The organism is Winogradskyella sp. (genome assembly GCF_016744625.1).
GTDB lineage: Bacteria > Bacteroidota > Bacteroidia > Flavobacteriales > Flavobacteriaceae > Winogradskyella.
In genome coordinates this window covers 1-11,980 of the sequence record NZ_JADGDZ010000099.1, presented here as the reverse complement: position 1 = coordinate 11,980, position 11,980 = coordinate 1, and the positions used below count along the sequence as shown (strand labels likewise).

Here is an 11,980-nt window from a genome sequence, read left to right as displayed (position 1 = left end):
GTTATTTGCTTTTATATCGAATACTTTTCCTTTAAAACTCATATTTCTGCCAACAAACGGAATTGGTATACCTTTTAATAACATATTCCAATAGATCCATCTAAATGCTAATTTTCCCCAATGATTAAACACACTTTCTTTTAATAATCTAAGAGGGCCTATTTTTGCAAATGGAAATGTTCCATGCACTGGTTCTTGGTCATAGTTAAAGTCTATTAATAATGCTTTATTATCACCTGTTTCTATAAAACAATTAGCATGACCATCAAACTCTTGCTTTAATTTGTAACCCCTAGTGTATAAAATAATATTATCTGTTAGTGTTTCTGCTTGAAAGTGTGCTACAGATCCTGCTTTAGAAGCTGGTACATTTGTTGCATCTCCTATAACGAAAATGTTATCATGTGCTTTGGATTGTAAAGTGTGTTTGTGTGTTGGAATAAAATTTAAATCATCACCCAACCCAGATCGTTCTATAACTTCATCACCCATATTTGTAGGTACAGTTACTAACAAATCAAAAGGAATTTCTTTATCAATATAATCTACAATTGCCTTCTTATCATTATCAACTTCCATTATAGCAAAATCAGTTTCTATCTTAATTTGCTTTTCCTCCAATAGGTAATTTAATGCCTTAGTACATGTTGGTTTTGTAAAAGCTCCATCTAAAGGTGTTACATAGGTTATTTCTACTTTGTCACGCATACCTTTTTCCTTAAAATAAGAATCTGCTAAAAATGCAAATTCTAATGGTGCTACTGGACATTTTATTGGCATTTCAGTGATATGAACTACTAATTTACCACCTTCCCAATCTCTTAATTTATTACGTAGTGCTAAAGCGCCTTCGTAAGTATAAAAATCAAAAATATCTTTTCTCCATAAAGAACCTAATAAGCCATCTGTTTCGTCTGGTGCAATTTTAGATCCAGTAGCTACAATTAGTATATCATAGTCTAAGGATTCGTCTTCTAATTCAACTTTATTAGATTCCGGGAATATTTGTTCTATTTTTTTCTGAAGATAATTTACACCCTTAGGTATAAATTTCTTTCCTACTTTTTTAACTTGATCCTCAGTATAGGTATCAAATGGTAAAAATAAAAATCCTGGTTGATAATAATGAGTTTTATACTGATCTACAATAGTAATTTGCCAATTCTTTTTTGGTAATTTATTAACCAAATGATTGGCCATCATCGTGCCTGCTGTCCCTGCTCCTAATATCACTAAATTTTTCATACCCTAGATGTTTATATTACGTCTCCATGAACGTAACATCTTAACTTAAGGTAAAATTACTTTGATAAACCAAGAACTCGTATGACTTTTGTCATATGCTTGTGTACCATTTGTTACAAAGACTTTCCTTCATTTTCTATCAAGTACAACAAGAACATGTACACTCACCATTTACCAGTTTTCCATCTATGATAAAAGTCATGCTTGGCTATTTATTCTGCTCGTAACTTTGGGTAGTTATTAAGTAACCAAACATTTAATTAGCGATAATTCAATTTTTTTAATCAGAATTTATGCAGAATGTTTTAAAACTTTATCATTATGAAAACACCTGTTCTTAAATTAATTGTAATGCTCTTTTCTACAGCTTTATTCTCTCAAGCCGGACATATTATGCAAGGTGTGGGTAGTGTTAATATGTCCATGGGTGGAGCAGCAACTGCACAACCTTTAGATATTTCTGGTGCTATACATTGGAATCCTGCAGCATTATCTACCTTCGATGATAAAATCATTCGGTTTGATATCGGATTATTCTTTTCGTCACCAGAATTAAGTTCTAGTCTTCCTTCAGGTGCATTATGGCAAGCTGGTGATTTTGGACCAGGTTCACCTGCATCTCCTTCTGTATATGGTACTACTAAAGATGATCGTGGTGTTTCACCAATGCCTGCATTGGCTATGGTTTGGGGTAAAAAAGATAGCAAACACACCTTTGGTGCATCTGCATTTGGTATTAGTGGTTTTGGTGTCACCTTTCCACAAGAAACAAATCTTCCTATGGATATAAATGGTAATCCAAATATGAATTGGAATCCAAATAATTCTAACCCTATAAATTGGCCACAAGGTCTTAGAGGATTTGGTCATATAGAATCTAGTTATATGTTATTACAAATTAGTGGTACATGGGCTTATGAAATCACTTCAAATTTATCTCTAGGTATCCAACCTAATATAAATTATGCTTCATTAGAATTAGCACCAAACCCGTTAGCTTCACCAGATTTTCCACCAGAAATGGGAGGAACAGGAAAAGGCTATCCAACTACTGATGTGGCTTCTGCCATTGGTTATGGCGCACAATTTGGATTATTTTACGATTCTGGAAATGGTATAAAATTAGGAGCATCATACAAAACAACTCAAACATTTCAAGAGTTTAAATTTAGTAATACCTATTTAGATGGTACAAATGCTCCTGATGTTAATTTTCAAATGGATTATCCTGCAATCATGTCTTTTGGATTAGGATATTCGGCAGGTCAGATAGACTTTGCACTAGATTTTAGAAGAGTGATGTATGAAGATACAGAAGGATTTGAAGCAAGTGGATGGGAATTTGCCGACAATGGTTTCCCAACTGGTGCTGTTAAAGGTTTTGGCTGGAAAAATATGTCTATTCTTTCAGCAGGACTTCAATATAAAGGGGTAAACAAATTACCACTACGTTTTGGTTATACTTATAGTTCTAATCCTATAGATGAAGATTTAGCCTTCTTCTCTACTCCTGCAACAGCAATTATCAAACATGCGTATCAATTTGGTCTCAGTTATGAGGTAAATGATACCTGGCGAATTGATAGTGTATATCATTATGGAACTAGTGGTGATACAACGCAAGGACAATTACTAGATTCTAGCCAAATTTCACCAAGTAATCCATTAGGTGCAATTCCAAGCACAACAGTATCGTATGACATGACCACATCTATGATTATGGTTGGGTTAAACTATACATTTAATAAGAAGGTTGATAATTAACAGTATCCGATTGACGTTCTAATTTTGTTTATCAATCTTTAAAATGTGTGGCAATATAATCTGTGTTAATCCATAGCTATATATTGCCACACTAATTTTAGTATACTGAATTTGTGCATTAGTTTATTGAGCAACTGCCTCCTTCTTTTTTCACACCCAACTTAACTAATATAGTTTCCAATAAGCACCATTTGGTAAAGGCAGATTGAATTAAGTTTACACCTATAAAAACCGTAAACCACATCCAATTTGGGCTGACGTAAACGAAAAGTATAACACTTAATAATACCATTACACCAACAATAACTCTAAAATATGTATTCAACATTTTAATTAATTTTTAAGTTTATATAAATTTTTCAATAGGAACTACAACCGCTTTCAATGGATTATTAGTTTCTAAATTCTTGTTAAAATCTTTTATCAAATTGAATAAGATATTAATATGTTCATCATCTGTAAAAGAGAAAAACAAACTCGATTCATTACCTCCCTTTCCGCCTGAAAACCAATTAGAAGCCATTAATAATGAAGATACATTTTTATAACCATCAATATCAGAACTACTAAAGTTTTCAATATTTGCGCTTTTGAAAAGTTTCAAAACATCTTTTTGAAATTCTTCGACTGCTGTAACTATGACTAATTTCATGATTTCTATTTTTTGTCATTCTGAACTTGTTTCAGAATCTCATTTATTTATAATTCTTCTTCTCTATCATGTAATACACTAATGGCACAACTAGTAAAGTCAATACAGTTGATACAATTGTTCCTCCCATTAATGATATTGCTAAACCTTGGAAAATTGGATCAAATAATATGACAAATGCACCAATAACAACAGTTCCCGCAGTTAATAAAATAGGTGTTGTACGCACAGCTCCAGCTTCTATTGCTGCTTGTTTAATTGGTACTCCTTCTGCAATTCTTAAGTTAATAAAATCAATAAGTAAAACTGAATTCCGCACCATAATTCCTGCTAAAGCAATCATTCCAATAAAAGAAGTTGCAGTAAAAAATGCACCCATGATCCAATGTCCTAGAATAATTCCGATTAAGGATAATGGTATCGCCACCATCATAACTATTGGTGCTTTGAAGTTTTGGAACCAACCTACAATTAGGATATAAATTAATATAATTGCTCCTAAAAAGGCAATTCCTAAATCTCTAAATACTTCTAAAGTAATTTGCCATTCTCCATCCCATTTTACGGTATAATCATCTTCAAAATCTGGTTGCCCTAAATACATTTCGTTAATCTTATAACCTCTTGGTAAAGAGATTTCTTTTAACTTCTTCTCCATACCAAGAATCGCATATGCAGGACTTTCTAACTCACCTGCCATATCTGCCATTACATACACCACACGTTTTTGGTTTTTACGATAAATGCTTTTTGCAGCTGTAGTTTCAGTAATTTCTACTAAATCTGCAATTGGCACCATGTTTCCTAGTTTTGATTTCACTTTTAATTGAGAAATATCAGAAATAGTCGATTTTTCCTTTTCATCTAAAGCCAATACTAATCCTATTTGGTTTACAGCATCTTCATCATATAAGTTTGTAATTGCTCTATCTGACAAAGCCATATTCATGGTATAAGCAATTTGCTGTGGAGCAACACCATATAACATTGCTTTTTCTTTATTAATATCGAATTGAAATTCAATTTGGTCAGCTTCAACCATCCAATCAATATCAACTACATCATCCGTATTCTTCAATATATCTTGTACGCTATTCGCAACCTTTATTTGTTCATTATAATCTGGCCCATAAACTTCAGCCACAATAGTAGACAATACTGGTGGTCCTGGTGGTACTTCTACTAATTTCACATTCGCATTGTATTTTGATGCTATTTTCTGAATATCAGGACGTAATAGTTTAGCAATGTCATGACTTTGAGCAGAACGCTCTCCTTTATCAATTAAATTCACCTGAATATCTGCCATATTACTTCCTCCTCGTAAATCATAATGACGTACCAAACCATTGAAAGTTATTGGTGCAGACGTGCCTACATAATTTTGATAATTAACCACTTCTGGTCGAGTAGATAAATATTGAGAAATCTCTTGAGTTACAACTCCTGTACGTTCTAAGGTTGTACCTTCTGGCATATCAATAACAACTTGAAATTCATTTTTATTATCAAATGGCAACATTTTTACAGCAACAGAATTGGTAAAAAACAACACCATTGTAGCCATTAATACCACAAAAGTTCCAATTAAAAACAACCAACGCTTTCCTTTACTTTCTAATAAAGGTCTTTCAAACTTGTTATAAACCTTATAAATAAGTGTATCCTCTACAGCTTTTTCAGGTATATCTTCTGCTCCTTTCTTATCTTTCTCTCTTAAGAAAATATAACCTAAATATGGTGTAATGGTTAATGCTACAAATAATGATAAAATCATAGCAATAGAAGCTCCAATTGGCATTGGTGCCATATATGGTCCCATTAAGCCTGATACAAAAGCCATAGGTAAAACTGAAGCAATAACTGTAAACGTTGCCAGAATGGTTGGATTCCCAACCTCATTAATAGCATATAAAGCAGCTTGTTTAAAAGGCAAGCGTTTCATCTTGAAATGCCTATGCATGTTTTCGGCTATAATAATAGAATCATCAACAACAATCCCAGTTACAAAAACTAATGCGAAAAGTGTAATTCTGTTTAGCGTATAATCCATCATGTAGTAACTCAACAACGTTAAAGCAAACGTAATTGGTACTGATAAAAACACAACCAATCCACCTCTCCAACCCATTGCTAACATCACAACAATAGTAACTGCAAAAATAGAACCTATAAGGTGTAATAATAACTCTGACACTTTATGAGAAGCTGTTTCTCCGTAGTTTCTAGTGATTTCCACATGGACATCATCTGGAATTAAAGTCGCTCTTAAATATTCTACTTTGTTAATAATAACTTCTGCTATTTTCATGGCATCAGCACCTTTTCGTTTTGCAACAGAAATAGTAACAGCAGGATATTCAGACTTATAATCAGATGACTTTACACTACCTTTTCCAAAACCTAAGCTCACATAATTTTGAGGTACTTCTGGTCCATCAATAATTTTAGCGACTTGTTTTAAATAAATGGGTTGATTTTGTTGTACTCCAACTACCAAATTTTCAACATCTGTAACAGATTCTAAAAATTTTCCAGTGTTTATAAGGTATTCATTATCATTCTTATCAAAGCTTCCTGAACTTAATTGGCTATTATTAGCTTTTATCATTTCTGAAACAGACAAGAAATCTAATCCGCTAGCTGCTAATTTATCTTTATCTAAAACAACACGTAACTGTCTATTTCTTCCACCAATTTTATGTGTGGATGATACATCATTCACCTTCTTAATTTCTACCTCTAACTCTTGAGCCATTTGACTTAACTGAAAATCGTCATAATTTTCGCTCCATAAGGTTAAGCCTAACATTGGCACATCATCAATAGCACGTGTTTTAACCAACGGAAATGTTACTCCTGCAGGCATTTGATCCATATGTTTGTTAATTTCGTTATATAATTTTACGAAACTACGCTCAATATCTTCACCTACATAAAACTGAACAATCACCATCCCTTGTTCTTTCATTGAGGTAGAATACACGTATTCAACACCTTTAATATTCGAAATTAATTGTTCTAATGGTTTTATCACTCGCGACTCTACTTCCGTAGGACTTGCTCCTGGATAACCAACAAAAATATCTGCCATTGGCACATCAATTTGAGGTTCTTCTTCACGTGGAATTAGAAACGAACTATATACACCAACCACCATAAACACAATCATTAACAATACTGTTAACTTTGATTGCATAAAAATTTTGGCAATTTTACCTGCTATTCCTTCTTTCATAATTTACGATTATTGAATTGAAATTTTAGCACCATTATAAAGTTTCCCTTCAGCTGAAACTATGTAGGCTTCATCTGCATTTAATCCAGATAATACTTCTACTTGACTACCATAAGTTCTACCCAAACGTAACCAACGTAACATGGCTGTATTACTTTGACTTGGTGTATAAACTCCGGTTAATTGACCGTTTGTTACAAGTGCTTTTGTTGGAATCAAAACCATCGCTGATTTTGCTTTCCGCTCTACAGGAAACTGCACTGTTGTAAACATTCCTGATAAAATATTAGCATCTGTTTTATCTAAATCTATTTTCACTAAATATTGCCCTCCTGTATTTTTTGCAGATGTGCTCACTTCTGTAACTTTACCTTTTACACTTTGGTTAATTGATTTTACCAATACATCAACTGTAGTTCCATTTTTAATTTCAGAAATTTCAGACTCTGGTACCATTGCCATTACTTCAAAATCCCCTGGTGTTTCAATACTTATTAATGGTACTCCTGGATTTGCCATATTACCAGCTTCAACATTTTTACTAGTAACTGTTCCGCTAAAAGGCGCAGTAATATTACTGTAAGCAAATTGTGCGTTTATTTCATTTTTCATTTGGGTTGCAGATTCTAAACGTGCTTTTGCCATTTCGAAATTAGCAGTCATATCATCCATTTCTTTTTGTGATGCACTATTATCTACAAACAAATTTTTGAAACGACTGTAATCTTTTTGTGCATTATTAAAACCAGCACTAGCCTCTGCAATTCCTGCATTTACTTGCGCTCGTTTAGCTTGCAAATCGGCATTATTAATGGAAACCAACAACTGTCCTTTACGCACTTTATCACCAACATTGACGTGTACTTTGTTGACGTAACCCATCATTCTAGTGCTTAAGTCAGCACTATTTGCTGCTTGAATCTTACCACTTACACTTAAAAATGGGCTATTTATATTGGCTTCTACTTGATTAATTTTTACGCTAATGGCAAGTGAATTATCTGCAATCGTTTTTTTGTCTTCGCTATCACAACTAACCATAAATAAGGCGACTGTAAATACTGCGATTGTATATAATTTATTCTTCATTTTTTATCTTTTTTAAAGCAAGAGTATCTGTCTTGATTCTTAGTTATATAGTCTTGTTTCTCCTTTTATTCCTTAGTTAAAAATTGTAAATACGCTTGGGTGAAATTATATTCAAAAATAGTTTGATAATATTCTAATTGCTTTTGCGCAAACTGAGTTTCTGCCATTAACAAATCTGACGTTTTCTCTAGACCTTCTTTAAATCGGTTGGTACGTATTCTTAAAGATTCTTCAGATTGTTGCAATGCAAGTGTGGTCAATTTCATCTTATTCTCAGCATCTAAAAAAGCACGCTTGGCTTTGTTTAATTCTAAATTACTTTGTGATACATACTGTTTATATTCTAATTTTGATTTTTCGAATTCTGCTTTACTTTTTTGAGCTTTCCCAATGCGTTTAGATCCTTGAAAAATATCCCAACTTAATTGTGCACCAAATAAATATCCATTTGCATCTCCTTGAAAGATTTGATCGTCATATAACTCATAACTACCAAATGCATTTAATCTTGGCAGAAAAGCCATCTTATCTGCTTTATTCATTGCTTCATAAGCATATGATGCTAATTGCATTGCTTTTATATCTGAACGATTTTCTGATACTATTTTATCTTCTATTGTATAAGTAGAAACCGTTAGCTCATCCGTTGGTGTGTAAACTACATACGTTTCATCATTCATTAAAAAGGACAAGTAATTTGAAGCGTTTTGTACATTACTTTTAGCAGTTTGTAATTGGTTTCTAACTTCTGTAACTCTAACTTCAACATTCAAAACATCTGCACGTTGCAAATAACCTTGTTTAAAACTATTGTCTGCTAATTTCTTATTCGCATTAGCAGCTTCTAATGCTTTTTCTAAAACATCTACAGCTTTATAAGCTAGTTGTAATTGCATGTAAGCCCTTTCTACCTCAAAAGCTAGATAATCTTCTGTTCGAACAGTTTTTAAAGACATTGCTTCCATTTTAGACTTAGCAGCTTTGCGTTGATACATGCCATCTAAATTGATTAACGGCTGCTGAATTTCTAACTTAGTAGCATAATTTTCTATTTGCGATGGATTGTTTAACAATGCTGGACTAAAATCTGGTTGCGTTAATATTTCTTGATTCAATTTAGAACCAAAAGCCATCAAAGGATTTGTAGTTGCAATAGCAGTATGACTTACTGCAATATTTGGCATAAACACAGCATTAGTCTGTCTATAATCTGCTTTAGCTTGTTTAAATTCTTCTTCAGAAATTTTAATACTCATGTTATTTTCTGAAACTTTAGATAAGACTTCTATTTTAGCTATTGACACTACTTCTTGTGCTTGAAGTGAAAAACCAAATAGTATAAAAGAGAAAATCGATATATATATTCTTTTCATTAAACTAGTATTTGTTGGAACAAAAATAGAACGATAAAAAATGTTGGTCAGTAACAAAGGTTACTAACGAAAAAGGCACTTATAATTACTTATAAATGCCTTTTTACTAACCAACCAAAAAAACTGATAACCACATCAGTTAACTTTTATTTTACTGCTTATACGTTGCGTGGCATTGCACACAATAGTTTAATGTATTTGATAAAGCGGTAAGGGAATTATCTTTATTTCGTTTTTTGAAAACTTCACTCATAATATCGGCACTTTTATGAAATTCTAATCCTAAATTTTCGAAGCCTTTATTTCCAAAGGAAGCACACATTAATTTCATTTCTGTTGTAGAACCTAATTTTGTATATGCTAATTCTGAAGCTTTATCGTAATCTTCTTGAGATAGCAATAATGTAATTTCTTGTATAGCTTCTAGATGACTTCTCATATTAGAGAGTTGATGGTTTTTCTGCATAGGATTTAAATTAAGCGAAACACGACCATCATCAATTGTTGTAGGTTCCACAACTACAGTTTCAACCTTTTTAGGTGTTTCTTTTTTCGCTTCGTTTTGACAAGATTGAAAACTTAAAAAAATTAACCCTACTATCACAATTATTAATTTTCTCATATTTTTATTTGATATTTTCTCTTGTTCCACCATGTCCTCCTGCAACAATAATCATTATTTTTATACTTAAATAAATGAATTTGAAAAACTGAATGATTGGATTCATCATTTTAAACTTTTGATATTTTGATATTCTTTGTGTCATAATTTTATCATTTTTTATTCTGGAATCAACCACCAAAGTGGCTTCATTTTGGCCTTATAAATAAATGCGTGATGCAAAGCCAATTTTAACCAATGACCTGCTAAACCTATTTCTCCAAAGGTCTTGCTCAATTTTCTACCTTGTGTTTTTGGATATTTTTCGTAATCTGGTACAATTGGATATGTTGTAATACTTACTCCACTTCCTTTTGTCATCCCAAAACCAGCAGAAGCAATACAAGCCGCACCCATATTTCCTAAAGATCCTTTATGATGTAATGATTCTTTTCCATTTTTAATAGAATCAATAATGTTGTCAGCTACCAATTTTGCTGTTATACCAGAAGGCATTCCTGTACGTGGTGGTGATGGAAAAATTGGTGTTTCGTTTTTACTCTTTCTTGGTTTTGAAATTGCATGAGGTGGTGCAAATGCAATTCCTGGTGCAAAAATGTTTCTATAACTAGGGTTTTGGTAAGTCTCTGGCCAATCTCTAACTGACCATTCTTCGTACGGCTTAGGTGTGTAATCAGCATCAACGATCATAAATCCTTTAAATAACTTCTCTGTAATGTCATTTTCGTTTTTATCGTATGCTTTAAAACCATGACCAGAAAACGCAGGAATTAACATTGCGAAATCATAAACTTCTCCTTTAATCTCACCATCTAAATTTTCATAATATGCAATACCATCTTTAACTTTATTAACACCAGCACCAAGTATCCACTTTATATCTCTATCTTCAAAAATCATTTCTACCATTTCATGAGATTTCAGTGTCATCCCTTTATATGATAATAACATCCCATCCATTCCAAAATCACCTAATTGATATTCATTAGAAATCCAAGTAACTTCTGCCATATCACGTACTTTATGCTTACGAAGTTCTTGTTCTACATTTAATATATACTCGAAAGCCGCACCTTGACATGTAGCTTTTGCATGACCAGTACCAATCAATATTTTAGCCTTCTTACCTTGTTTCATTTGCTGAATAACTTCACTTAAACCTTCCCACGCATGATCTGCATGTGTATAAGTACAAACAGAGTAGGTTTTGTTTTGCCCAGGAATTAAGCCTTCTGTAGCTTCAAAATTCAGCTTAGGTCCTGTAGCATTAATTAAGTAATCATAGGTTACTTTTTCGTGCTGCCCTTTTTTATCTCCAATAATGTATTCTGCTAAAACATAAGGCTTCTCTTCGTTTTTATCACCTTCGGGAAAGAACGAAATAGCTTTTGCCTGTTTATAACCAATACCTTTCCTTTTATAAAGAGGAGCTAAAGGAAATAAGATTTTTTCTGATTTCATTCTACCAATTCCTACCCAAATATTAGAAGGAATCCATTGGTAATTACTATTAGGAGAAACCACAATAACCTCATGCTGTTTTGAAAGCTTTCTTCTTAAATGAGAAGCCGCAACATGACCAGAAATACCTGCTCCTAAAATGACAATTTTAGACATGTTTTTTTGATTTGATATTGTGAAATTAGAATAAACATTAAGGTTATAAAATGATATTTATCACTTAGAATATCTGAGTAATAGATTTTTATAACACTATACAAAGGTTGCTTTTAAAAACTAATTGAATAGTAACTTTTGTTACATGATGAAGAAAATAATTAAAGTTTAATTATTTTTTTCTCAATAACACTTGTATTATTTTTAAATATCAAAATATACTCTCCTGGAATCAATGTTGCTAATTCTAAAGAAATTGTTTTTAATCCAATAGACTTTTCTATGGTTAGCGATTTAACTTTCTTACCTAAAATATCATAAACTTCTAATATGCTTTTTTGGGTATTAGGAATAAATACTTCAACTGAAAAAATACGTTT

11 protein-coding genes are annotated in these 11,980 nt (G+C 32.4%); 1 reads left to right on the top strand and 10 read right to left on the bottom strand.

Translation table 11 applies throughout. The features are described from left to right. On the bottom strand, positions 1–1,245 hold a 1,245-nt coding region (locus tag QZZ53_RS15055), incomplete at its 3' end, for an FAD/NAD(P)-binding oxidoreductase (RefSeq protein WP_296386191.1). A 321-nt stretch (positions 1,246–1,566) separates the two neighbouring features. Between QZZ53_RS15055 and QZZ53_RS15050 the strand changes: the two genes are divergently transcribed. After that, entirely contained in the window at positions 1,567–3,009 is a 1,443-nt protein-coding gene (locus QZZ53_RS15050) for an outer membrane protein transport protein (protein ID WP_296386189.1), read from the top strand. Between the two features lie 118 nt (positions 3,010–3,127). Here the strand turns inward: QZZ53_RS15050 and QZZ53_RS15045 are convergent, their stop codons facing one another. The 9 genes from QZZ53_RS15045 to QZZ53_RS15005 form a co-directional block, all read right to left on the bottom strand. Further along, on the bottom strand, positions 3,128–3,337 hold the full coding sequence (locus QZZ53_RS15045; RefSeq protein WP_296386187.1) for a DUF2892 domain-containing protein: 210 nt from the start codon (positions 3,335–3,337) through the stop codon (positions 3,128–3,130). An 18-nt stretch (positions 3,338–3,355) separates the two neighbouring features. Then, entirely contained in the window at positions 3,356–3,661 is a 306-nt protein-coding gene (locus QZZ53_RS15040) for a hypothetical protein (protein WP_296386185.1), read from the bottom strand. Between the two features lie 43 nt (positions 3,662–3,704). Next, positions 3,705–6,899: an efflux RND transporter permease subunit gene (locus QZZ53_RS15035; RefSeq protein ID WP_296386183.1), complete on the bottom strand. Its 3,195-nt coding sequence runs from the start codon at positions 6,897–6,899 to the stop codon at positions 3,705–3,707. 9 nt (positions 6,900–6,908) lie between these two features. Further along, positions 6,909–7,988 (bottom strand): efflux RND transporter periplasmic adaptor subunit, encoded by a 1,080-nt coding sequence (locus tag QZZ53_RS15030; protein WP_296386182.1) that lies wholly within the window; start codon positions 7,986–7,988, stop codon positions 6,909–6,911. A 65-nt stretch (positions 7,989–8,053) separates the two neighbouring features. Then, positions 8,054–9,361 carry a TolC family protein gene (locus QZZ53_RS15025; protein WP_296386180.1) on the bottom strand — a complete coding sequence of 436 codons (1,308 nt, stop codon included), beginning with the start codon at positions 9,359–9,361 and terminating at the stop codon, positions 8,054–8,056. Positions 9,362–9,512: 151 nt separating this feature from the next. Next, a complete protein-coding gene (locus QZZ53_RS15020; RefSeq protein ID WP_296386178.1) occupies positions 9,513–9,983 on the bottom strand; it encodes a hypothetical protein in 471 nt (156 codons plus the stop codon). A 4-nt stretch (positions 9,984–9,987) separates the two neighbouring features. Further along, positions 9,988–10,128, bottom strand: coding sequence for a hypothetical protein (locus QZZ53_RS15015; RefSeq protein WP_296386176.1), 141 nt, complete (start codon positions 10,126–10,128; stop codon positions 9,988–9,990). Positions 10,129–10,142: 14 nt separating this feature from the next. Further along, positions 10,143–11,600 (bottom strand): FAD/NAD(P)-binding oxidoreductase, encoded by a 1,458-nt coding sequence (locus QZZ53_RS15010; RefSeq protein WP_296386174.1) that lies wholly within the window; start codon positions 11,598–11,600, stop codon positions 10,143–10,145. Between the two features lie 161 nt (positions 11,601–11,761). Beyond that, on the bottom strand, positions 11,762–11,980 hold a 219-nt coding region (locus QZZ53_RS15005), incomplete at its 5' end, for a T9SS type A sorting domain-containing protein (RefSeq protein ID WP_296386172.1).

Bases quoted from the DNA above. Each gene is read 5' to 3' on its own strand.
- QZZ53_RS15050 (WP_296386189.1), top strand. From the start codon at position 1,567: ATGAAAACACCTGTTCTTAAATTAATTGTAATGCTCTTTTCTACAGCT.
- QZZ53_RS15045 (WP_296386187.1), bottom strand. From the start codon at position 3,337: ATGTTGAATACATATTTTAGAGTTATTGTTGGTGTAATGGTATTATTA.
- QZZ53_RS15025 (WP_296386180.1), bottom strand. From the start codon at position 9,361: ATGAAAAGAATATATATATCGATTTTCTCTTTTATACTATTTGGTTTT.
- QZZ53_RS15030 (WP_296386182.1), bottom strand. From the start codon at position 7,988: ATGAAGAATAAATTATATACAATCGCAGTATTTACAGTCGCCTTATTT.
- QZZ53_RS15040 (WP_296386185.1), bottom strand. From the start codon at position 3,661: ATGAAATTAGTCATAGTTACAGCAGTCGAAGAATTTCAAAAAGATGTT.
- QZZ53_RS15035 (WP_296386183.1), bottom strand. From the start codon at position 6,899: ATGAAAGAAGGAATAGCAGGTAAAATTGCCAAAATTTTTATGCAATCA.
- QZZ53_RS15015 (WP_296386176.1), bottom strand. From the start codon at position 10,128: ATGACACAAAGAATATCAAAATATCAAAAGTTTAAAATGATGAATCCA.
- QZZ53_RS15010 (WP_296386174.1), bottom strand. From the start codon at position 11,600: ATGTCTAAAATTGTCATTTTAGGAGCAGGTATTTCTGGTCATGTTGCG.
- QZZ53_RS15020 (WP_296386178.1), bottom strand. From the start codon at position 9,983: ATGAGAAAATTAATAATTGTGATAGTAGGGTTAATTTTTTTAAGTTTT.